Annotated in this window: 23 protein-coding genes; 12 read left to right on the top strand and 11 right to left on the bottom strand. The window is 26.3% G+C overall.

Annotated features, from left to right (window positions below; all coding sequences use genetic code 11):
* Positions 1–2 precede the first annotated feature (2 nt).
* The 4 genes from sucB (at position 3) to ACTP5B_RS01925 (ending at position 4119) form a co-directional block, all read left to right on the top strand.
* A complete protein-coding gene (gene sucB, locus ACTP5B_RS01940) occupies positions 3–1244 on the top strand; it encodes a dihydrolipoyllysine-residue succinyltransferase (protein WP_464829522.1) in 1242 nt (413 codons plus the stop codon).
* A 166-nt stretch (positions 1245–1410) separates the two neighbouring features.
* Positions 1411–2106, top strand: a complete 696-nt coding sequence (gene gpmA / locus ACTP5B_RS01935; protein WP_464829520.1) for a 2,3-diphosphoglycerate-dependent phosphoglycerate mutase — start codon at positions 1411–1413, stop codon at positions 2104–2106.
* A 191-nt stretch (positions 2107–2297) separates the two neighbouring features.
* Entirely contained in the window at positions 2298–3260 is a 963-nt protein-coding gene (pfkA, locus tag ACTP5B_RS01930; RefSeq protein ID WP_464829519.1) for a 6-phosphofructokinase, read from the top strand.
* 67 nt (positions 3261–3327) lie between these two features.
* On the top strand, positions 3328–4119 hold the full coding sequence (locus ACTP5B_RS01925; protein ID WP_464829517.1) for an MIP/aquaporin family protein: 792 nt from the start codon (positions 3328–3330) through the stop codon (positions 4117–4119).
* 10 nt (positions 4120–4129) lie between these two features.
* On the opposite strand, the gene tpiA is transcribed toward ACTP5B_RS01925, so the two are convergent.
* From tpiA to serS, 8 genes are all read right to left on the bottom strand, one after another.
* A complete protein-coding gene (gene tpiA / locus ACTP5B_RS01920) occupies positions 4130–4894 on the bottom strand; it encodes a triose-phosphate isomerase (RefSeq protein ID WP_464829515.1) in 765 nt (254 codons plus the stop codon).
* A 105-nt stretch (positions 4895–4999) separates the two neighbouring features.
* Positions 5000–5284 (bottom strand): integration host factor subunit beta, encoded by a 285-nt coding sequence (ihfB, locus tag ACTP5B_RS01915; RefSeq protein ID WP_464829513.1) that lies wholly within the window; start codon positions 5282–5284, stop codon positions 5000–5002.
* 94 nt (positions 5285–5378) lie between these two features.
* A complete protein-coding gene (rpsA, locus tag ACTP5B_RS01910; protein ID WP_464829511.1) occupies positions 5379–7052 on the bottom strand; it encodes a 30S ribosomal protein S1 in 1674 nt (557 codons plus the stop codon).
* Positions 7053–7181: 129 nt separating this feature from the next.
* On the bottom strand, positions 7182–7568 hold the full coding sequence (locus tag ACTP5B_RS01905; protein ID WP_464829624.1) for a (d)CMP kinase: 387 nt from the start codon (positions 7566–7568) through the stop codon (positions 7182–7184).
* A gap of 8 nt (positions 7569–7576) precedes the next feature.
* Positions 7577–7837 (bottom strand): (d)CMP kinase, encoded by a 261-nt coding sequence (locus tag ACTP5B_RS01900; protein WP_464829509.1) that lies wholly within the window; start codon positions 7835–7837, stop codon positions 7577–7579.
* A 52-nt stretch (positions 7838–7889) separates the two neighbouring features.
* Positions 7890–9173, bottom strand: a complete 1284-nt coding sequence (gene aroA / locus ACTP5B_RS01895) for a 3-phosphoshikimate 1-carboxyvinyltransferase (protein ID WP_464829507.1) — start codon at positions 9171–9173, stop codon at positions 7890–7892.
* A 65-nt stretch (positions 9174–9238) separates the two neighbouring features.
* On the bottom strand, positions 9239–10324 hold the full coding sequence (serC, locus tag ACTP5B_RS01890) for a phosphoserine transaminase (protein WP_464829505.1): 1086 nt from the start codon (positions 10322–10324) through the stop codon (positions 9239–9241).
* Between the two features lie 37 nt (positions 10325–10361).
* Positions 10362–11645 (bottom strand): serine--tRNA ligase, encoded by a 1284-nt coding sequence (gene serS / locus ACTP5B_RS01885; RefSeq protein ID WP_464829503.1) that lies wholly within the window; start codon positions 11643–11645, stop codon positions 10362–10364.
* 354 nt (positions 11646–11999) lie between these two features.
* Here serS and trxB point away from each other — a divergent pair, with 354 nt between their 5' ends.
* The 3 genes from trxB to aspS all read left to right on the top strand — a co-directional run bounded on the left by trxB (position 12000) and on the right by aspS (position 15205).
* The gene (gene trxB / locus ACTP5B_RS01880) at positions 12000–12959 is read left to right on the top strand and encodes a thioredoxin-disulfide reductase (protein ID WP_464829501.1); all 960 of its coding nucleotides are present in this window, start codon (positions 12000–12002) and stop codon (positions 12957–12959) included.
* Between the two features lie 101 nt (positions 12960–13060).
* On the top strand, positions 13061–13279 hold the full coding sequence (gene infA / locus ACTP5B_RS01875; protein WP_158338428.1) for a translation initiation factor IF-1: 219 nt from the start codon (positions 13061–13063) through the stop codon (positions 13277–13279).
* Between the two features lie 159 nt (positions 13280–13438).
* Positions 13439–15205, top strand: coding sequence for an aspartate--tRNA ligase (aspS, locus tag ACTP5B_RS01870; protein ID WP_464829499.1), 1767 nt, complete (start codon positions 13439–13441; stop codon positions 15203–15205).
* Between the two features lie 5 nt (positions 15206–15210).
* Here the strand turns inward: aspS and znuB are convergent, their stop codons facing one another.
* From znuB to pyk, 3 genes are all read right to left on the bottom strand, one after another.
* Entirely contained in the window at positions 15211–16005 is a 795-nt protein-coding gene (znuB, locus tag ACTP5B_RS01865) for a zinc ABC transporter permease subunit ZnuB (protein WP_464829498.1), read from the bottom strand.
* A gap of 33 nt (positions 16006–16038) precedes the next feature.
* Positions 16039–16755 (bottom strand): zinc ABC transporter ATP-binding protein ZnuC, encoded by a 717-nt coding sequence (gene znuC / locus ACTP5B_RS01860; protein ID WP_464829622.1) that lies wholly within the window; start codon positions 16753–16755, stop codon positions 16039–16041.
* Between the two features lie 854 nt (positions 16756–17609).
* A complete protein-coding gene (gene pyk / locus ACTP5B_RS01855; protein ID WP_464829496.1) occupies positions 17610–19052 on the bottom strand; it encodes a pyruvate kinase in 1443 nt (480 codons plus the stop codon).
* Between the two features lie 303 nt (positions 19053–19355).
* Here pyk and zwf point away from each other — a divergent pair, with 303 nt between their 5' ends.
* The 5 genes from zwf (at position 19356) to tsaB (ending at position 25035) form a co-directional block, all read left to right on the top strand.
* On the top strand, positions 19356–20831 hold the full coding sequence (gene zwf / locus ACTP5B_RS01850; protein WP_464829494.1) for a glucose-6-phosphate dehydrogenase: 1476 nt from the start codon (positions 19356–19358) through the stop codon (positions 20829–20831).
* Positions 20832–21030: 199 nt separating this feature from the next.
* Positions 21031–21909, top strand: coding sequence for a protease HtpX (gene htpX / locus ACTP5B_RS01845; RefSeq protein WP_464829492.1), 879 nt, complete (start codon positions 21031–21033; stop codon positions 21907–21909).
* A 339-nt stretch (positions 21910–22248) separates the two neighbouring features.
* Positions 22249–22458, top strand: a complete 210-nt coding sequence (gene cspE / locus ACTP5B_RS01840) for a transcription antiterminator/RNA stability regulator CspE (RefSeq protein ID WP_464829491.1) — start codon at positions 22249–22251, stop codon at positions 22456–22458.
* A gap of 266 nt (positions 22459–22724) precedes the next feature.
* Positions 22725–24305, top strand: coding sequence for a TerC family protein (locus ACTP5B_RS01835; protein WP_464829489.1), 1581 nt, complete (start codon positions 22725–22727; stop codon positions 24303–24305).
* Positions 24306–24369: 64 nt separating this feature from the next.
* Positions 24370–25035 carry a tRNA (adenosine(37)-N6)-threonylcarbamoyltransferase complex dimerization subunit type 1 TsaB gene (tsaB, locus tag ACTP5B_RS01830; protein WP_464829487.1) on the top strand — a complete coding sequence of 222 codons (666 nt, stop codon included), beginning with the start codon at positions 24370–24372 and terminating at the stop codon, positions 25033–25035.
* The last annotated feature ends 114 nt before the right edge of the window (positions 25036–25149 follow it).

Below are 25149 nucleotides of genomic sequence, written 5' to 3'. Positions count from 1 at the left end.
GAATGAAAATAATAAATCTTCTTGTTCCAGATTTACCAGAATCTATTAGTGATGCAACAGTTGTAAAATGGCATAAAAAAATAGGAGATAAAGTCAATTGTGATGATAATATAGTGGATATTGAAACAGATAAAGTAATGTTAGAAGTATCTTCACCGTGTAATGGAATATTAAGTGCAATTTTAGAAAAAGAAGGTAAAATAGTCAAATCTCAACAATTACTTGGTGAAATAAATAAGTCTAACATAATAGAGGATGACTTTATCGAAAAAGACAAAAATTTTTTAAATGAAACAATTCCATCTGAAAATAAAGAAGAAAAAATAAAGAATTTTTTAAAAATAAATGAAAAAAATCTTACTCCATCTATGCGAAGATCAATTAAAATAAATAATTTTGATAAACATTTTATAAATAAAATCATAGAAACAGGTAATACAATTGATCTAGAAAAAATCATAAAGAAAGAAAAAAATAAATTAAATCAAAATAGATCAAATTATGATACTTCAAATCTAAATGCAATCAATAGAAAAGAAAATAAAAAATTCGAAAATAGAGTAAAAATGACTCGATTACGGCAAAAAATTGCAGAAAGATTGCTAGATAGTAAAAATAATACAGCTATGCTAACTACTTTCAATGAAGTCAACATGTTGCCGATAATAATTTTACGTAAAAAGTACGGTGAGAATTTCGAAAAAAAACATGGTATTAGAATGGGATTTATGTCTTTTTTTGTGAAATCTGTAATTCAAGGATTAAAAAATTTTCCAGAAATAAATGCTTATATAGATGAAACAGACATAGTTTTTTATAAAAATTTTAATATCAGTATTGCCATTTCAACACCACGAGGATTAATAACACCAGTATTGAAAAATGCTGATAAAATGACAATGGCAGAAATAGAGAAAAAAATAAAAGATTTTTCTGTTAGAGCTTTGCAAAACAAAATTCAGATTCCAGAATTAATAGGTGGCAATTTCACTATTACTAATGGTGGTGTTTTTGGTTCTTTAATATCTACACCTATTATTAATCCTCCTCAAGCAGCTATATTAGGTATGCACATGATTCAAGAACGCCCAGTAGTTGTTAATGGAAAAATTGAAATCCTTCCAATGATGTATATAGCATTATCTTATGATCATCGTTTAATAGATGGGAAAGAATCTATAGGTTTTTTAGTAAATATAAAAAATACATTAGAAGATTTCACTCGTATTTTAATTGATATTTAAAATAATTTTTATATTGTAATGTTTTATACTTTAAAAGTACAGTTATTAAATAAATCTTAAACTGTACTTTTATCATTTTTAGAAAAATTGATAAGAAATTTTAAAAATATAAAACTAATTATTTGCATTAAAATTTAATGTTTATATAAAAAATCATGAGAAAAAAATGAAAACTAATAAAATAGTCTTAATAAGACATGGTCATAGTGAATGGAATGAATTAAATAAATTTACGGGATGGCATGATGCTGATTTATCTCAAAAGGGAAAAAATGAAGCGATATCTGCTGCGATTTTATTAAAAAAAGAAGGATTTTTTTTTGATTATGCACACACATCTGTATTAAAAAGAGCTATACATACCTTACAATATATTTTAGACGAATTAAACCAAACTTGGCTCTCAGTTAAAAAATCTTGGCGTTTAAATGAAAGACATTATGGAGCGTTAGAAGGATTAAATAAAGATGAAGTTGTTCAAAAATATGGACAGAAAAAAGTTATGCTATGGAGGAGGAGTTTTGATATTAGCCCCCCACAAATTAATATAAAAGATAAACGTTTTCCAGGAAATGATATACGCTATGCTCATTTAAATATTAATGATATTCCTTTAGGAGAAAGCTTAGAAAAAACTGCAAAACGAGTTATACCTTATTGGAACAAAATTCTTTATCCTCAGTTGAAAAATAATAAAAAAATTCTTATTGTAGCACACGGGAATTCTTTACGTGCTTTAATACAATATTTAAAAAAAATAGATAATAAAAAAATTTTAGAGTTTAATATCCCTACTGCAAAGCCTATTATTTTAGATTTCGATAAAAACAATAATCCTACTCAATGGTATTATTTAAAATAATTTTTTTTTAAAAACCATTTTTATTTTTATATTCCCTAAATTTCAATAATACATTAGTCTTTTATATTTAGAATTATATTTATGTAAAAAAGTTTAAATATATTTTTAACATCATGATATTTAATATATTTGCAAAATATTTTTCAAAAATACAGAAATAAAATTTTATAGAAGTTAAAACAGAGGTTTTAATGATTAAAAAAATTGGAGTCTTAACCAGTGGTGGAGACGCTCCAGGAATGAATGCTGCAATTAGAGGAGTGGTTAGAACAGCGCTTAGTGAGAAATTAGAAGTATACGGAATTTATGATGGATATTTAGGTTTATACGAAAATCGAATGGTAAAACTCGATAGATATAGTGTATCTGACATGATTAATAGAGGTGGAACATTTTTGGGATCTGCTAGATTTTCTCGTTTTTGTAAAAATGAAATACGTTCTATTGCAGTACAAAATATAAAAAAAAGACAAATAGATGCTCTTATTGTGATTGGAGGAGACGGATCTTATATAGGAGCTCAAAAATTAACAGAAATGGGTATTCCGTGTATCAGCATTCCAGGAACTATAGATAACGACGTTTCAGGTACTGATTATACTATAGGTTATTTTACAGCTTTACAAACAGTAGTTGAAGCTATTGATCGATTACGTGATACCTCTTCTTCTCATCAACGCATTTCTATTGTAGAAGTAATGGGGAGATATTGTGGAGATTTGACATTAGCTGCTGCTATTGCAGGTGGATGTGAGTTTATTGTATTGCCAGAAATTGATTATAAAAAAGAAGAATTACTTATTGAAATTCAGGCGGGGATCGCTAGAGGTAAAAAACATGCTATTGTCGCAATAACAGAATATATTTGTGATGTGGAAAAATTGGCACAATACATTGAAAAAAAAACAAATCGAGAAACTAGAGCCACAATCCTTGGACATATTCAAAGAGGTGGCGCACCTGTAGTATATGATCGTATATTAGCTTCAAGAATGGGTGCATATTCAGTTGAATTATTAATAAAAGGATATCAGGGGAAATGTGTTGGAATACAAAATGATAAGATGGTTTTTAATGATATACAAAATGCATTAAAAAACATGAAACGTGCTTTTAAAAAAGATTGGTTACTTACTGCTAAAAAATTATATTAATATAAAATTAGTGCCGGTTTTTTACCGGCGCTCTATTTTTTAAATACAAAAATATGGGTTTTTAAAAATGAACATTGATAGGAAAAAAAATATTATAAAAAAATGTTTTTTTGAATTTTTCGGAACGGGTTTAGCTATATTTTTTGGTATAGGATGTTTAGCCGCTTCAAAATTAACTAATATTCATTTAAACCAATTTGAAATTAGTTGTATTTGGGGTTTTGGAGTTGCTATATCAATGTATTTTAGTTCCTCAGTATCTGGAGCTCATTTAAACCCAGCTATTACTATTTTCTTTTGGCTGTCTTCTAACTTTAGCAAAAAAAAAGTATTGCCTTATATCATATCTCAGATATTTGGTACTTTTTTTTTTACAATGTTAATATATTATCTTTATAATAATTTGTTAGTTTCATTTGAAAGTGCAAATAATATCATCCGAGGAACAGAAGAAAGTCTTAATTCAGCTTCTATTTTTTGTGTTTATCCCAATTATCATAATAGTTTTATTTGTGATTTTACAATAGAAATGTTTTCAACTTCACTATTCATGATAATTTTATTAGAGTTTAACAATAGAAATAATAATTACTTTTTGCATAATAAATCTATAGTGCCTATTTTAATAGGATTGTTAATATGTATGATTAATTTAATTATAAATCCCTTGAGTAATATAAGTTTAAATCCTGCACGAGATTTAGGTCCTAAAATATTTCTAAGTTTAAATGGATGGGGTCTTTTATCTTTTACTGGAGGTAATAATAATGTTTTATATTGTTTAATTCCTATAATAGGTCCAATTCTAGGTGCTTATCTAGGTGGTCGAATGCATAAACTATTAATTAACAATAGTTAATTGTTTAAATTTAAATAATATAATTAGCTATTTTTATAATTTTTAAAAATTCTTCAGGACTCAAAGATGAGTTTCCAATTAATAAACCATTAATATCAGGTTGTTCAATAAATCTTTTTGCATTAACCTGATTAATAGATCCACCATATTGAACTCTTATATCTTCTATATCAATTTGATCATATTTTTCAATATAATTTTTTATAAATTTATGTGTTAATTGAACCTCTTCTGGATTAGCTGATAAACCTGTTCCAATAGCCCAAATGGGTTCATAAGCAATTATTGTATTTTTAAAAGCTGACTTTCCTATTTTTTTAAATATCAAATCTAATTGTTCTGTAATAACTTTTTGAGTTTGACCATTTTTTTTATCTATTGCTGTTTCGCCTATACACAAAATAGGTATTAAGTTTAATTCTTTAATCAAATGAAACTTTTTTGCGATAATATAATTGCTTTCATGATGTAGCAAACGTCTTTCAGAATGTCCAATGATAACATATTTTACTCCTATATCTTGCAGCATTAAAATAGATGTTTCACCAGTAAAAGCTCCTTCTAAATTAATATCTACATTTTGCGCGCTAAGAAAAATATTTTTTTTATTTATTTCTTTATATACTCTTTCTAAATATATAGTAGGAGGAGCAATAATAATAATGTTTTTTTCTAAATTAATTGATGAATTCAGTTTGAAATTTTTAAAAAAACTAGAAATCATTTTTTTGTTTTTATTCAATTTCCAATTAGCGACAATAAAGAATTTTTTCATTTATAACCTTAAAAAAAATATTATGTTTTTAAATTATAGAAACTAAGCTTTTTATAAAAAATTATATATAAACTTAGTTTCTATTGTGAAAAATATTAAAAGATATTACTTACACATATTAGCTCGATCTCGTAATTTTTTCCCTGGTTTAAAATAAGGAACATATTTTTCATTTAATTTAACGGTTCTTCCAGTTTTTGGATTTCGACCAATCCGAGAAGAACGATAATGTAAAGAAAAACTGCCAAATCCTCGAATTTCAATCCTTTGTCCCTTTGCTAACGATGAAGTCATATGTTCTAGCATTTCTTTCGTGGCACGCTCTATCATTTTGTGTGAAATATGAATTTTCTGTTTAGCAATTCTTTCGAACAATTCTGACTTAGTCATAAATCCTCTACATTTGTAAACATGAAAAATTTATTTATTTTTTTATATTTGAGGAATAGTTATATTAATCGAAAACATTTCTTATAAAAATTAATTATTCAGTATTTTTAGCTGCTTTAAAAGCTTCTGTCATAACGTTAGAAAAAGCATCATCATTTATTTTATTATTAGCAGAAGTGGTTGAATCTTTTTTTTCATTTTCATCTATATGTATTAAAAGGTAAATTATTCTATTTTTTCGATCAAAACTAGATAATTTAACTAAAATTTCATCTTCTATTTTTAATTTGTTTATTGTTTTTTCAGAATGTACACGAGAAATATCAGATAATTTTATAGTTCCTTCTAAGTTTTCTGGTAATTTTACAACAATATTTTTTTTATCTATAGATTTAATTTTTCCCGTAATAATTGTACCTTTTTTATGATTACTAATATATACGTTGAAAGGATCTTCTTCTAATTGTTTAATCCCTAAAGATATGCGTTCTCGCTCAGCATCTACTTGAAGAACTACAGCGGATATTTCATCATTTTTTTTATATTTCTTAACTGCTTCTTCACCTGGTGTTATCCAAGAGATATCAGATAGATGAACTAATCCGTCAATACCTCCATTTAAACCAATAAAAATACCAAAATCTGTAATAGATTTTATTTTTCCAACAACACGAACACCTTTTTTATGAGTTTCAGAAAACTCTTTCCATGGATTAATTTTGCATTGTTTTAAACCAAGAGAAATACGACGACGTTCTTCATCTATATCTAAAACCATAACTTCAACTACATCATTAACAATAACAACTTTTGATGGATGAATATTTTTGTTAGTCCAGTCCATTTCCGATACATGTACAAGACCTTCTACTCCTTCTTCAATTTCTACAAAACAACCGTAATCGGTTAAATTTGTCACGCGTCCACGTAATTTAGTTTCTTCTGGATAACGTTTGGAAATTGCTATCCATGGATCTTCACCTAATTGTTTTAATCCTAGTGATACACGTGTTCTTTCTCTATCAAATTTTAAAATTTTAATTTGAATTTCATCACCTACACTTACTATTTCACTTGGATGTTTAACTCTTTTCCAAGCCATATCAGTAATATGCAAAAGACCGTCTACACCACCTAAATCTACAAAAGCTCCATAATCTGTTAAATTTTTTACAATACCCTTAACATGCATCCCTTCCTGTAAATTTTCTAATAATTGATCTCTTTCAGCACTATTTTCAGATTCGATTACAGCACGACGCGAAACAACAACATTATTACGTTTTTGATCTAATTTTATTACTTTAAACTCTAATTCTTTTCCTTCGAGATGTATTGTATCTCGTACCGGACGAACATCTACTAAAGATCCTGGTAAAAATGCACGTATATCATTTAATTCGACAGTAAAACCACCCTTAACTTTACCATTAATAATTCCAATAACTGTTTCTGATTTTTCATGAGCTTGCTCTAATATCAACCATGCTTCATGGCGTTTTGCTTTTTCACGAGATAAAAGTGTTTCCCCAAATCCATCTTCAATAGCATCTAAAGCAACATCAATTTGATCGCCGACATTAATATCTAAAATACCTTGAGAATTTTTAAATTGTTCAGCAGGAATCGCAGATTCAGATTTAAGACCTGCATCAACTAAAACTATGTCTTTTTCTATAGAAACGATAGTACCGCGAATAATTGAACCAGGACGGGTTTTAATTTCTTTTAACGATTCTTCAAATAATTGAGCAAAAGATTCATTCATATTGATAATTTTAAAAAATTTTTATTAAACATTCATTTTAACTTCATGCTAAAATGAGTTTGTTTGATGTATCTTATAATAATCCTTATTAAAGAGTTTAGTTTTTAAAATATTGAATTAATTTTTTATTTATATTTTTATTCTCTGAGTAATATATTCCATTAAAGTTTTCACTACTTCTGATAAACTCATATAAGTAGAATCTAATATTATAGCATTTTTTGCTATGCATAAAGGAGAAATTAATCGATTTTGATCGCGTTCATCACGATTCTTCATTTGTCTAAACAATTTTTGAAAATTAATGTCATGACCATTTTTTTTTAATTCTAAAATCCTTCTATTTGTGCGAACTTCTAAATCAGCATCTAAAAAAAACTTAAGTATAGCATCTGGAAACACTACTGTACCCATATCACGTCCTTCTGCTATTAAACCAGGCCAACATTTCATTAATCTTTGTTTTTTCAATAAAATTTTTCTGATACGAGGATAAGTTGATAATTGCGAAGAAATATTGCTAATTATTTCAAGATTTTTTGATTCATAAAAACAATTAATAGTTTTTTTTTAATTAATGAATAATCTAAATTCTCTAATAATTTAACGATATTTTTCTCAAAAATAGAAACATTTTTATTTAATGCTAGAAATGCTACTAATCGATAAATTTTTCCTGATTCTAAAAGTGACCAATTTAATTTATTTGCTATTATTTTCGAAATTGTACTTTTACCGACACCACTAGGACCATCAATAGTAATAACAGGGATTTTATTTATCATGTTTTGTCTTTAAGATATAAAAAATTTTATTAAAGAATTTTTATTAAGTTTATCAAAAATTGCTGATAGATAAAAAATCTTTAAAATAAGATGGAAAAGTTTTTGAAATACAATTTGGATTAAGTATATTTACACCTATTTCGGACAAAGATATGAGCGAAAAACACATAGCCATACGATGATCGTTATAAGTTTCAATGTCAGAATATTTAAAAAAAATAGGAGGAGAAATTGATAAAAAATCTCTTCCCTCTTCAACTATAGCACCAACTTTCCTCAACTCTATAGTCATAGCAGATAAACGATCAGTTTCCTTGACTCGCCAATTATATATATTCCTAATAATTGTAGTACCTTTCGAAAACAGCGCTACAATTGCTACTGTCATTGCTGCATCAGGAATATGATTCATATCCAAATCTATTGCATTTAATTCATTACGCGTGCAAGTGATAGAATAGTCTTCCCAATGAATTATGGCTCCCATTTTTTCTAAAATATTTGCAAAATCTATATCACCTTGGATGCTTTTTTTTCCAACACCAGTCACTTTTACTGACCCCCCTTTAATAGCAGCGGCAGCTAAAAAATACGAAGCTGAAGAAGCATCTCCTTCAATCATATAGTTTCCAGGTGTTTTATATTCTTGTTGACCTTTTATATAAAATATATTATAAGAATCATGTTTAATATTAACTCCAAAAGATCTGATTAAATTAAGTGTGATTTCAATGTACGGTTTAGAAACTAAATTTCCTTTGATAAAAATAGTTGTGTTTTTTGGAGCAAGCGGAGCACTCATTAACAATGACGTTAAAAATTGACTGGAAATATTGCCATTTAAAAAAATTGACCCTCCCATAAAACCGCCTTTAGTGCGTACAGGAGGATATCCTTGATTTTTTTCGTATTCTATAACAGCCCCTCCTTGTTTTAAAGCATCAACAAGATGTTCAATAGGTCTTTCATGCATTCTGTTATCTCCACTTAATAAAATATTATTATTGTGTAAAGATAATATAGCAAGAAGAGGTCGCATAGCAGTTCCTGCATTTCCTAGATATAACGAAATTGATTTATTTATATAAAATGCTTGGTTAATCCCTTTAACATGACATGTTTTTCTATCATTAGACAAATCATATTTAACACCTAATTTTTTTAAAGCATGTAACATATATTGAGTATCATGACTATCTAATAAATTAGTTAAACATGTTGTACCTTTAGCTATTGAAGAAAGTAATAAAACCCGATTTGAAATACTTTTTGAACCTGGTAAACAAACAGTTCCATTAATATAAGATATTGGTTTTAAATCAAATGAATTTTGCATGATCAATATACGCTCTATTTAATTGAAATTAAAATAGTATTTTAAAAAATAAAACTATAGATAATTTATCCATATCGATTTTCAAAATATGACATAAATCTAATTAAAGATCTAATACCTTCTAATGGCATAGCATTGTAAATAGATGCACGCATACCACCTACCAAACTGTGTCCTCTTAAATAATTTAAACCTAATGCAGAAGCTTCTTCTAAAAAAATTGGATCTAATTTAGAATTAGTCAAATGAAACACAACATTCATTTGCGATCTATTTTTTTTATCTACTTTATTTATGTAAAAACTACTATTATCTATTTTTTCATATAACAAATCTGATTTTTTTTTATTTAATTTTTCGATTTTTTTTAAACCACCCTGTTTTTTTAACCATTTAAAAACTAATCCTGATAAATACCAAGCAAATGTAGGAGGTGTGTTAAACATAGATCTATGTTCTGATAATATCTGATAATCTAAAATAGAAGGGGATATACCAGATGAATATCCTATAAGTGTATCTCGAATAATAATTATTGTTATACCCGAAGGACCAATATTTTTTTGAGCTCCTGCATAAATAAGATCATAATTTTCAATATTAATTGAACGTGATAAGATAAAAGAAGAAAAGTCTCCCACAATAATTTTTTTTTCAAAATCTGGTTCTTCATAAATAGATAATCCATCTATTGTTTCATTGGGACAATAATGAACATATGCTGAGTTTTTATTGATATTCCATTTACTCATTGGTAAAAGAGATTCTTTTTCATTAAAAGTATTTCGAATCAATATAGATTGAGGGACGCAATATTTTTTAGCTTCTATAAATGCACAATTTGACCAATAACCACTATTTATATAATCTGCTGTTTGTAATTTTTTTAGCAAATTCATAGGAATAGCGGAAAATTGTCCTCTAGCACCACCTTGACAAAATAATACTTTAAAATAATTAGGTATATTCAACAAATCTCTTAAATCTTGTTCAGCTTCTAAAGCTACTTGCATAAAATTCTCGCTACGATGACTAATTTCCATTATAGAAGAACCTGATTTTTTCCAATTTTGAAGCTCTTCTTTAGCTTGACAAAGAACCTCTTTCGGAATCATAGCTGGACCAGCGCTAAAGTTATACACTTCATTCATTATTTCACCAATTATATTTTTAAAATATAATAATCAATTAGTTTATAAATTTTAATCCCTGCATATATTTTTCTTGAAGAATTTTAGGGATTTCTACACGACCATCAGAATGTTGATAATTTTCTAAAATGGCTGCTAATGTTCTACCTATTGCCAAACCCGAACCATTTAATGTGTGCACAAAAAAATTTTTTTGTTCAGATTTTTTTTTATATCGAGTTTTCATTCGACGAGATTGGAAATCATTCATATTAGAACAAGAAGAAACTTCTCTGTATTTTTTTTGAGAAGGAAACCAAACTTCTAAATCATAAGTTTTTGCAGCTGCAAAACCCATTTCGCCAGTACATAAAAGAATTTTTCTATACGGCAAATCTAAAAGTTTTAAAACTTGTTCAGCATGGTTAGTTAATTTTTCAAGTGCTTCCATAGATTTTTCTGGTGCTACAATTTGTACTAATTCCACTTTGTCAAATTGATGTAATCGAATTAATCCTTTAGTATCACGTCCATAAGAAGATGCTTCTGATCGAAAACAAGGAGTATGAGCAGTAAACATAATAGGTAAATCTTTTTCATCTATAATTTGATTAGAAACCAAATTAGTTAAAGGAACTTCTCCAGTAGGAATTAATATATATTTTTTTTTATCTGAAAAATTTATATGAAATAAATCTTGACTGAATTTTGGTAATTGTCCTGTTCCATATAAAGCTTTAGGGTGAACTAAATACGGGACATAAATTTCTACGTAACCATGATTTACAGTATGCAAATCTAACATAAATTGACTAAGAGCACGATGTAAAAGAGCAATTTTCCCTTTCATAACAACAAACCGCGATCCTGACATTTGTACAGAAGATTTCCAGTCTAATTCATTAAATTTCTTTCCTATTTCTATATGATCTTGAACTATAAAATCGTGCCGTCTTTTTTGACCCCAATATTTTATCTCTTTATTATCAATTGATGTCTTTCCTACTGGGACGTCATCAGAAGGAACATTGGGTATACACATAGAAAAATGATATATTTTTTCTTTTAAAGAATTGAGTTCGATTTTAGAAGCGTTTAAATTTTTACTTGACTGTATAACCTTATTTTTTAATGATTGATTTTCATTTTGAATAATCTTAGCTTCTCTAACCATATTTGATAAAGAATTATGATTAAATTGTAAATTCTCAGTTTCAATCTGTAATTTTTTTCTTTTTTCTTCCATGGCAGATATTGCAAAAACATCTAATTTATAATTTTTTTTTAATAGTTTTTTAGCTGTTGAATGCAATTTATTTCTTAATAAATAAGGGTCTAACATAGCGTGTTTTGCTCTTGTAAATTATCAATAAAAATTATTAATTTAATATAACTATAAAATATTTTATCAATTAATAAAAAACAGTAAAAATTAATTTTTTATTAAAACATATATTTTTTAATTAAATCATGCAATTAATATATTCAAAATTAATTTATATCGTAAACATGAACATAATAGTATTTATATTAAAATTTTTATAAAAAATAAAGTTACTTATTTTAATTTGATTAAATAAAATTTTTTTATTTTTATACAAAAAAATAATTGAGTCAGTAATATATGAAAACTATAATATTTATTATGTTCTCAATCAACTTAATTAAAGATATATTTATTCTAAGGATATTGAAAATGAATGATATCAAACATAGTAAAATAATTATTTTAGGCTCTGGACCTGCAGGATATACTGCAGCTATATATTCCTCTAGAGCTAATTTAAACCCTTCTTTAATTACGGGATTAAACCCAGGAGGGCAATTAATGAATACCAGCGAAATCGAAAATTGGCCCGGAGATGCTAATAGAATAAGTGGCTCAGAATTGATGAAACGGATGCATAAACATGCTGTTCAACTCAATACTAAAGTGATCTCTGATAATATAATTTCCGTTGATTTTAAAAAACAACCATTTTATTTAGAAGGCGAAAACAATAAATATAGCGCTGATTCAGTGATTATTGCTACAGGAGCAAATCCTCGCTATTTAGGATTAAAATCAGAGGATATTTTTAAAGGAAAGGGTGTTTCAACATGTGCAGTATGTGATGGTTTCTTTTATAAGAATAAAGAAGTTGCAGTTGTAGGTGGAGGAAATACTGCTATAGAAGAAACATTGTATTTATCTAATTTTGTCAAAAAAGTTTATTTAATACATCGTGGAATTAATTTTAGAGCTGAAAAAATTTTATTAGATAGATTAATAAAAAAAATAAAAAATCAAAAAGTAATAATTTATTTGAATTCTACTGTGAAAGACATATTAGGAAATTCTTCTGGAGTTACTAGTTTATTAATTCAGCAAAAAAACTTAAAAGAAAAAAAAGAATTGAAAATCTATCTTGCCGGATTATTTATTGCAATCGGATATACTCCTAATACAAGTATATTCATGAATAAATTAAAAATGAAAGATGGTTATATTGAAGTAATGCGTCAAACGCATGGAAATTATACCCAAACGAGTGTTCCTGGTATTTTTGCTGCAGGAGACGTAATAGATCATGTTTATAGACAAGCGATTACATCATCCGCCAGTGGTTGTATGGCTGCATTAGATAGCGAACGTTATCTTAATTCGTTAGCGTAAAAAACAATTTTACTAAAACCATTAAATACTAGTCAAAATGACTAGTATCTGATATAATTTTTTAACTAATATAAATAATATTAATCAAATATGAGAAAAAAATGTCTAAAGAAGAAAATATCGAAATGCAAGGAGTTGTAATAGATACTTTACCTAATACTATGTTTCGCGTTGAACTGGAAAACAAACATATCATTACCGCACATATTTCAGGAAAAATGAGAAAAAATTACATTAGAATATTAACAGGAGACAAAGTTACTGTAGAATTAACACCTTATGACTTAACTAAAGGAAGAATTATTTTTAGAAGTCGTTAAACATAGTTTAAAAAATAAATTTATAAAAAATATAAAAATCAATTATTTTCTAATATAGCGGTCATTTCCTAGAAACTTATCTGTTTAAAAAATCTTATAAAAATAAAATATAATAAATTTTTTTATTATTAAAAAATAAATAAATTTTAAAGAGAGTTTATGCGTACTAAATATTGCGGAAATCTTGGAATTATTCATTTAAATAAAACAGTAAAATTATGTGGTTGGGTACATAAAATAAGAAATTTTAATCAATTTATTTTTATTGATTTAAGAGATTGTACTGGTCTCGTTCAGATTATTTTTGAATCAGAAAATCATAAAATTTTTCAACAAGCTTTAAATTTAAGAAATGAATTTTGCATTCAAGTTTCTGGTACAGTTCAAAAAAGAGATCAAAAAAATAAAAATTTAAAAATGAAAACGGGAGAAATAGAAATATTAGCAAATATATTAAAAATTTTAAATCCTTCAAAACCATTACCGTTGAACTACACAGAAAAAAACAATGATGAATCAAGATTAAAATATCGATATTTAGATCTGCGTTCCTTAAATATTTTAGAAAACCTAAAAGTAAGAAATGAAATAACTTATTTAATAAGAACTTTCATGAAAAAAAATAATTTTTTAGATATTGAAACCCCTATACTTACAAAATCTACACCAGAAGGTGCTAGAGACTATTTAATACCTAGTCGAAATCATTATGGGAAATTTTATGCATTGCCTCAATCGCCTCAACTGTTTAAACAAATGCTAATGATTTCTGGTGTAGATAGATACTATCAAATAGCAAAATGTTTTCGTGACGAAGATTTACGTTCAGATCGACAACCTGAATTTACACAAATTGATATTGAAGTATCTTTTATGAGTGCTCAAAAAGTTTGTAATTTTATAGAAAAACTTATAATAAAAATTTGGTCGAAAATAATAAATTTTAATTTAAACAAGTTTCCCAAAATATCTTTTGATCAATCAATGAAAAAATACGGATCAGATAAACCTGATTTACGAAATCCTATCGAAATAATTGACGTATCTAATATTTTTAAACATGAAAAATTTATATTATTTTTTAATTTAGACACCAGTAAAAATAATCGTATAGCATTATTATGCATTCCGAACGGTTCTGATATTAGTCGAAAAAAAATTGATATTTATACTAAATATATAAAAAAATTTAATGCGAAAAAATTATTTTACATAAAAATAATTGAAAATAATATTCAATTCATAAATGTTTATAGTTCTATCAAAAAAATTTTAGATGAAATTATTTTAAAAAAAATAATAAAGAAGAGCAAAGCTAAAAATGGAGATATACTATTTTTAATGGCCGATCAAGAAGACATTGTTAATAAATCTCTTGGTATGTTGCGTTTAAAATTAGGCATTGATCTTAATATTACTGAAAAAAATAGCTGGAAACCGGTATGGATAGTCAATTTTCCTATGTTTAGCAAGGACATATTAGGTAATTTTTCTGCTGTTCATCATCCATTTACCTCGATGAAAAATTTAGATATAAAAAAATTAAAAAATTCACCTGAATTAGCTGTTTCAGATAGTTATGATCTCGTAATAAATGGCTATGAAATTGGTGGAGGTTCAGTACGTATTCATGATGTCAGTTTACAGGAAAAAATATTTGATATTATTGGAATAAAAAAATCAGTACAATATGAAAAATTTGGATTTTTAATGGAAGGATTGAAATACGGTGCTCCGCCACATGCAGGGATAGCTTTAGGATTAGATAGAATAGTTATGCTTCTAACTAACAGTAAAAATATCAGAGATGTGATTGCTTTCCCGAAAACTACATCGGCTACCTGTTTAATGACTGGTTCTCCTGGTAGAGTAGAAAATTCAATACTAAAAGAATTATCTATAAAAATTTTAAAAAATAAGTTTTAATATTTTCACACTTTATAAAAATATTTTTTTATATTGCTCAACAAACATAATACAGAAGAAAATAAAACAATGAATGGACTAGATGGTGTATTATAAAAAACAGATAAAAATATTCCTCCTGTAACCGATAAAATGCTTACTATGATAGCAATAATAACCATTTTTTCCGGAGATCCTGAAAAATGTTGTGCAGTTGCAGGTGGAATAATAAGTAAAGATGTAATTAGTAGTGCACCGACAAATTTAATAGCTATAGAAATAGTAAAAGCAGTCATTAACATGATGGTTAAACGAGCATAAAAGACATTTATACCGTCTATTTGAGCTAATTCCTCATTAATAGTTGCAGATAAAATAACATTCCATCGAAAAAGTAAAATAATAAGTATTATTATACTGCTTATTGAAATCACGATTAAATCGTATTCTGTGACAGATAATAAATCACCAAACAAATAATTTGTAATGTTTATGTTTTTATTAGTAGACATTAAGCTGATAAAAACCATTCCTAAAGATAGTGAACTATGTGATATTATAGTCAGTATAGTTTCTAATGAAACAGGCAATAATTTTTCTAACCACGCCAAAACAATTGCAATTAAAATCATAATAAAAAAAAGAGAATAGAACGAATTAATATTAAATGCAATAGATACCGCTATACCCAGCAAAGAAGAATGTGATAAAGTATCGCCAAAAGATGACATACGACGCCAAACTATAAATGAACCTAATGGACCAGTCGTTAAAGCCAGTATAACACCTGCTAACCATCCAGGAAAAATTAATTCAAACATAAAAACCACTCTTGTAATTACATGAATTTATATTTAAAAATTATGCGTATGATTGTGATTATGATAATAAATTGCTAATTCTTGTACACGTTTAGATCCGAATATAGAAATAAATTCTAAATTATTACAAACAGTTTCTGGTGTTCCAGAACAACAAATATGATTATTTAAACAAATTACATCATCTGTCTTGGCCATAACAAAATTTAAATCATGAGAAACTATTAAAATAGAACATTTTAACTCGTATCGAATTTCATTAATTAATTTATATAAAGCTAATTGACCCATCATATCAACTCCTTGAGTGGGTTCATCTAAAACTAATAAATTAGGATTTTTTAATAGCGCCTTAGCTAAAAGAATTCGCTGCATTTCTCCACCAGATAACTTTTGCAACTGGCAAAATCTCAAGGATTCTGCTTTTACACGTTTTAATATTTCTGATATTTTAAAATGATTGGTTCTTTGCGAAAGTTTTATAAATCGTTCTACCGTAATAGGTAATAAAGTATTAATATTCAATTTTTGCGGCACATAACCAATAGATAAATTATATGAACGCATGACTGTGCCTGAACTCGGTTTTATTAATCCTAAAATTACACGTACTAAAGTAGATTTGCCAGCCCCATTAGGACCAATTAAAGTAAGAACACGATTAGGAATCAAAGAAAATGATATATTAGTAAGAATAGAACGATTAGATAAATTTACACAAACATTTTTTAGTTTTATAAATTCAACCATAGTTTTATAAGTTATTTTTTTTAAAGCAATATTATAAAGCATATCTTTAAAGATGAAAATTAATATTATGATAAAAAATATTATAATGATTATTTAAAAACATGATTATAATAAATCATTGATAAAATATTATTTTTAAAGTTTTAACATGATTTATATGTTATACAAAAAAATTTTATTTTATTAAATTCTAAGATAAAATTTTACTTATTAAAAATATTTCATTCTCTCAAAATGAATTTAAAAATATTTTAAATATTCTCAATAATATATGACTGATATTTCCTATAAATAAAATATTTTTACTTAAATACAAAATTTAATTTTTTGTGTAAAACTTAATTGAAAAATTTTTTATATCTTTTATCTTTAATTATAAAAAAAAATATTAAATAGTATATATTTTAAAAAATTTACAATCAATAGTTACTTGACTGTGATCTTTTACTCTAATTATTCAAATATTAGTATAAATTGTAAATTTAAAAATCTTGAAAATGATCTTATGTATTAAAAATAATTATCGGTTATAAAATTAATCATTTATTTTTTAATTTTTATATTTTGAATTCATCATTTTAGTCAGTCTTAAAAATAACAAAATGTTTATTTTTTATCTTATTATTAAGAAAAATGAATTTAATTCAATATTTTAAAAATATTAAAGATATTATTTTAAGTCAGATAATCAGATTACAACGAGAAAATAACTGTTTTTAGATTATCTTGATCAAACTATTAGTTTAGTCCTTTGAAATAAATTATAAAAAAATTAATAAATCATTTTATCAATCCTAAAAAAAATAAAAATCATGAAAAAAGTTTTTTGTAAAATATTCAATGTCAAAAAAAAATTATATAACTTTTAAAATTCTACTAGTATTAGTTTTTCCTACTTTTCCCATAACATCACCTTGAGTTATAATGACTAGCTCTCCACTAGATAAAAATCCTTTATCACGCAAAAGAATAATTGCTTCATTAGCAGATTGAAAACCGCTATTTTTACTATTAAAATATACAGGAGTAACGCCTCTATAAAGAGCTGCTAAATTTAAAGTTTTTTTATTTTTTGACAAGGCAAAAATGGGTAATCCCGATGTAATTCTAGATGTCATGAGTGCAGTTTTACCTGATTCTGTCATCGTTATAATTGCCGTGATTCCTTTTAAATGATTAGCAACATACATTGCTGACATAGCAATAGATTCTTCAATATCATTAAATTTTGCATTAAGACGATGTCTAGAAACATTAATACTGGGTACTTTTTCAGCACCTTTGCAAATCTTAGCCATTTTGATAACAGTTTCAGATGGATATTTACCAGATGCTGTTTCAGCTGAAAGCATGACTGCATCGCTACCATCTAAGACAGCATTAGCTACATCCATCACTTCTGCACGAGTAGGCAATGGATTTTCAATCATAGATTCCATCATCTGTGTTGCAGTAATTACTATTCTATTTAATTGTCTAGCAGTTCTAATTAATTTTTTTTGAATACCTGCTAATTCAGAATCCCCAATTTCTACACCCAAATCACCTCTTGCTATCATAATCGCATCTGATGATAATACGATATCTTCTATAGTGTTTTGATTTATTACGGCTTCAGCCCGCTCTATTTTTGCGATAATTTTAGCATTGCTTCCAGATTTTTTAGCTAATTTTCTTGCTTTTTTTAAGTCATCGCTGCATCTAGGAAAAGATACAGCTAAATAGTCTACATCAATTTCAGCAGCAAGAATTATATCTTTTTTGTCTTTTTCAGTTAATGCCTTTGCAGATAGACCGCCTCCTAATTTATTAATACCTTTGTTATTAGAAAGAATTCCACCTATAATAACTTTTGTTAATATCTCGTAATGATTTGATTTTATAACTTTTAACTGTATTCTTCCATCATCTAATAACAATACATCTCCTACTTTTAAATCATATGGCAATTCTTTGTAATCAATACCTACTCGTTCTTTAGTTCCATTGTTTTCTCCTAAGTTAGAATCTAGTATAAAAAAATCACCAATATTTAAAAAAATATTATTATTTTCAAATTTAGAAATGCGAATTTTAGGACCTTGTAAATCGCCTAGCAGTGCAATATGATAGTTTAAATTTCTCATTATTTCTCTTGCTTTATTTGCTCTTAATTTGTGCTCTTTTTCTGAACCATGAGAAAAATTAAATCTAAGAACATTTGCTCCAGAACGAATAATTTTTTCTAGATTATTATTAATATCTGTAGAAGGTCCTAAAGTAGCTACAATTTTTGTTCTTCTTAAACGATTTAACATAAAAATACACCTTTTAAAAAATTTTTAAAAAAATTTAAACTTTAATTTAAATATTAGTAAATGTGAAATATTTATTTCTATTTATTAAGTTATTCAGTAAAATTAATTAAAATAATTTAATTATAGATAATATATTACAAAAATAAAAAATCTTAAAATAATATATTTTAAAAAAAAATAATATATTTTAAAAATTTTTATGCATATCTTAAAAAATTATAAAACTTTTATAACAATACTATTGTTAAAATTATTGCATTAAAAATTAAAATTTTATATGTAAATTTTTAAAAAGAGAAGATTATGATCATAGAAAACAATCAAGCTTGCGATTTAGTGATTTTTGGAGCCAAAGGAGATTTAACAAAAAGAAAATTGTTACCTGCTTTATATAAATTAGAGAAATCTAAAAAAATACATCAATGCACACGCATAATTGCTGCTGGACGTGCTGATTGGAGCAAAGAAGATTATATTAAAAACTTTAAAATAGAAATAAAAAATTTTTTAAACGAAAAAATTGATAATTCAATCTGGAATCAACTCAGTTCACGCATATTTTTTTGTAATATTGATGTTGATAAAAAATTACATTTTTTTAGATTAAAAGAAATACTACATGAAAAAAAAAATATAATTATTTATTATTGCGCAGTTCCTCCTAATACACTAAATTCTATATTTATAGGTTTAGCAAATGCAAATTTAAATCAGATCTCATCTCGTATAATTTTAGAAAAACCATTGGGAATTTCTTTAAAAACATCAACAATAATTAACGATCAAATTTCTAAATATTTTTTAGAATCGCAAATTTTTCGTATTGATCATTATTTAGGTAAAGAATCCATATTGAATCTTCTCGCTTTACGATTTGCTAATTCTTTTTTTTTCCACAATTGGAATAAAAAAACGATTGATCATATTCAAATTACTGTATCCGAAGAAATAGGAATAGAAGGTAGATGGAATTATTTTGATGCAATGGGTCAAATGAGAGATATGGTGCAAAATCATATTTTGCAAATATTAACTATTCTTGCAATGGATCAACCTAAAAACATGAATTCTGAAAGTATTCGAGATGAAAAAGTTAAAATACTCCGTACTCTAAATCCTATTAATATTGATAATGTAAATGAAAAAACTATTCGAGGGCAATATTCTTCTGGATTTATTGGAAAAAAACGAGTACCTTCTTATTTAGAAGAGAAAGGTGCAAATAAAAATAGTCAAACTGAAACATTTATTGCTATAAAAGTTGAACTTAATCATGAAAAATGGTCTGGCGTTCCATTTTATATAAGAACAGGAAAACGCTTAGCTCATAAATATTCTGAAATAGTAGTTTTTTTTAAAAAAATGCCTATAAACTTATTTCAAACTGCAGAATCAGAACGATTACAAAGTAAATTAATTATACGTTTAGAACCAAATGCAAATATTAAATTTGATTTTATGAATAAAACACCGGGATTAACGCAAGAATATAAGTTAGAGCTTTCTCAATTAATATCTAATAATCTCTATCAAAAACATTCTAAAAATTTAATTGATGCTTACGAAAGATTATTATTCGAAAGCATGAGAGGTACACAATCGTTATTCGTATGCCGAAATGAAGTAGAAGAAGCATGGAAATGGATAGATCCAATTATAAATGGATGGGAAAAAAATAAAAATAATACTCCTCAATTATATGCATCTGGGACTTGGGGGCCTAAAAATGCAGATTTACTTGTTTCTTATGATAATCGTTATTGGTATGAATTTAATTAAAAAAATCTTAAAAAATTTATCGATCTTGACTTAATTAAGATAACTATGGTAGCTTAAAATTAATTTTTTAATATTTTTATAAATAAAGAAACGAAATAAAAAAATTTATATATTTTGATGTGAAAATTTGATATGAAAATATTTCATCTTAAAAATTTATGTAAACATCCATTTTGCTAATCGAGGAAGATAATATCTTATGATACGTATTATTCTTTTCTTATTAACTAATTTAGCAGTTATGTTAATATTTGGTTTGATTCTAATTTTAACCGGTATTCAGTCTAACAATATTTACAGTTTATTAATTACGTCAGGATTATTTGGTTTCAGTGGTTCTGTTTTATCATTAATTCTATCAAAATGGATTGCTTTGCGATCTGTTAATGGTGAGATTATAACCCATGCTCGAAATGAAATAGAAAATTGGCTTATTAATACTGTTCGTAAACAATCTATTCAAAAAGGCATTATTATGCCCCAAATCGCAGTATACCATGCAGCTGATATTAATGCATTTGCAACTGGTGCACGTCGAAATTCTGCTTTAATTGCTGTCTCTACAGGATTATTAGAAAATATGACTCATCATGAAGCCGAAGCAGTAATTGCTCATGAAATCAGTCATATTGCAAATGGTGATATGATCACTATGACTTTAGTTCAAGGTGTTGTTAATACTTTTGTTATTTTTATATCCCGTATTTTATCGCAAATCATAAGTAATGTTATATCAAGTAATCGGAATGAAAATAATACAGAAGAAAAACATCCAATTATATATTTTTTAATTTCTACTTTTTTAGAGTTAATGTTTGGTATTTTAGCTAGTATTATTACAATGTGGTTTTCTAGACATCGTGAATTTTATGCTGATGCTAGTTCCGCAAAAATGGTGGGTCGTGAAAAAATGATTTCAGCTTTAAATCGTTTAAAAACAAGTCATGAACCTCAAGAACCTGATAGTATGATTGCATTTTGCATCAATGGTAAATCCAAATCTTTTTTAAAATTGTTTGCATCTCATCCTTCTCTAGAAAAAAGAATACAAGCATTACATAATAAAGAATACATGTAAAAATACAAAGTTCTCTTAATAGAAATATTTTTTCATATTTCTATTAAGAAAATTGAAAATATATAAAACTATTTTTTCAAATTAATTTAAACTTGTATTTTTTATATGAAAATGATATTATATAAAAATATTAAGTTTTTTGTTATTAATTAAATTTTTTTAGGTAAAAATAAGTTACAATCCTGTTATGCATAGAATATTAAATTTAAAAAATTTAGATTCAAGACGTTGATAAAGCTTCTCTTGACAAATCTTAAATTCATGCCGCATACAGTAATGTTTCTGTTTTTTAATAAATTAGCAAAAGACTTACAAATATTTTTAAGGAAAAGTCACAAAATGGCTAAGATTAAAGGTCAAGTTAAGTGGTTCAATGAATCTAAAGGATTTGGTTTTATCACACCATCAGATGGAAGCAAAGATGTTTTTGTTCATTTTTCTTCAATTCAAAGCAATGGATTTAAAACATTAACTGAAGGACAAAATGTTGAATTTGAAATTCAAGATGGACAAAAAGGCCCTGCAGCAGTAAATGTTTATTCTATATAAAATAAAACGCATGAATTAATAAAAAAATTTTAAAAGCCCTCTGTCAAAAAATCAGAGGACTTCGTTTTAGATCAAAATAACACGGTTGTATAAAAATATTTTTTAACCTCTAAAATTTATAATTCAATATAATTTTAAATAAATATTAACTTCATCAATTAGTTCTTCAAAATATATTCATTCACATGACCTGTTTTTATCAAAAATATTTTTAATCTTCTAGATGTAATAAATCGATACATCCTATTTTTTTATGGAGTTTTCTGATGGAGTTTTTTTTAGACCCGTCAACTTGGGCCGGCTTATTAACGCTAGTTATACTAGAAGTGGTATTAGGAATTGATAATTTGATATTTGTAGCAATTTTATCAGAAAAATTGCCTCCTAATCAAAGAGATAAAGCACGTTTGATCGGATTAGGATTAGCATTGTTAATGCGTTTAGCATTACTATCATTAATATCTTGGATTGTAACACTTAATTCACCTATTATTCATAATAAATTTTTTTCATTATCAATACGTGATATCATTCTTTTATTTGGTGGTTTTTTTTTACTATTTAAAACTACAATGGAATTACACGAGAGATTAGAAAATAATCAGCATGAAAACTCAGAAAATAAAAATTATGCAGGTTTTTGGGCTGTAGTAATTCAAATAGTAGTTTTAGATGCAGTTTTCTCTTTAGATGCAATAATAACAGCTGTGGGCATGGTAAATCAATTATTAATTATGATGATAGCAGTTATATTAGCAACACTGCTCATGTTGTTCGCATCAAAAGCATTGACTAACTTTATTAATCTTCATCAAACAGTAGTAGTACTTTGTCTTAGCTTTTTATTAATGATTGGTTTTAGCTTAGTGACAGAAGCATTAAGATTTTGTATTCCAAAAGGGTATTTATATGCTGCAATAGGATTTTCAATCCTAATCGAAATTTTTAATCAAATAGCACGTCACAATTTTATGAAAAATCAATCTCGAAGACCTATGAGACAAAGAGCAGCTGAAGCTATCCTGCGTTTAATGGTAGGAGAACAAAATAAAAAAGAAAAAATAAAAAAAATCGAAAAAAATAATAAAAAAAATACTTCTGTTCAATCTTCAAAAGAAATGGAAACATTTAAAGACGAAGAAAAATACATGATTAACGGTGTACTTACATTAGCTGGACGATCTATTAGAAGCATCATGACTCCACGAAGCAATATTTCATGGGTAAATACAGAAAAAAGTACTGAAGAAATTCGAATACAATTACTAGATACACCACATAGTTTATTCCCTGTATGTAAAGGAGAACTAGATGAAATCATCGGTATCGTACGTGCTAAAGAATTATTAGTAGCCATTGAAAAGAAAATAGATGTATCTACGTTTGCTAAAAAAATATTACCTATTATTATACCCGATACACTAGATCCTATCAAACTGCTTGGTGTACTTCGTCGTGCTCAAGGCAGTTTTGTAATTGTAAGTAATGAATTTGGAGTAGTTCAAGGGTTAATTACTCCCTTAGATGTTTTAGAAGCTATAGCAGGAGAATTCCCAGATGCTGATGAAACACCTGATATCATAAAAGAAAATAATAGCTGGTTAGTTAAAGGTGAAACCGATTTGCATTCATTGCAACAATTACTAAATACTGAAGAATTAATCAAAGAAAACAATTATGCTTCTTTAGGAGGGTTGTTAATTGCTCAAAAGGGTCAACTACCCCTTCCAGGAGAAATAATTTATATTTATCCTTTTCACTTTCATATTGTTAAAGCAACAGAGTATCGAATTGATTTAGTAAGAATTATTAAAAATCAAGATGAAAATCTTGATATATTTAAATGATTTTTGCGATCACTTAAAAAGTTATACAATTTTTTAATAAAAAAACTAATTTTTTGAGAAAAGTATGTCTAATATAATTCTAGCAATTGAAAGCTCAACTGATTGTTGTTCAGTTGCTATATACAAAAAAAATTACATTTATTCTTTATTAGAGAAATGTGAAAAAAAACATGCTATACAAATATTACCAATGGTTCAAAAGATATTATTTCAAACAGAAACAAAATTTAAAGAATTAGATTATGTTTCTTTTTCGAAGGGACCAGGAAATTTTACAAGTATACGTATTGCGGCAAGTATTGCGCAAAGCTTATCTCTCAGCTTGCAAATCCCTGTAATTGGAATTTCTACTTTAAAAATTATGGCTGAAAAAGCATGGCGAAAATATAAACAAAAAAAAATCATAGTAGCAATCAACGCAAAAAAGACAGAAGTATATTGGGCTGAATACATTAGAAACGACAAATCTATTTGGATAGGAGAATATAGTGAATCTTTGCTAAAAAAAAAATTCATTGCTAATAAAATTAACAATTTAAAAAATCAATGGGCTTTTGTTAGTAACAAATGTCAATTGATTGAATTTAAAAATTTTTTACATATAAACAAAAATTATATTTTTCTTCCTAACGCAAAAGATATCATTCCCTTCGCTCTATTAAAAATAAAAAATAAAAAATATTTCTCATCGCAAGAGAATAATATTAATTATTTATATAATAAATTTTAAAAAAATATTTTTTTATATAAAATATAACAATCAATGCTGAAATATTAATTATACTTCAGTATTGATTGAATCAAATTAGTAAAAAATTTTTACATACAAATTTACATTGTTTTA

This window comes from Buchnera sp. (in: enterobacteria), assembly GCF_056343165.1.
The sequence above is the reverse complement of the archived record's forward strand: the minus strand, read 5'-3'. Positions and strand labels throughout refer to the sequence as shown.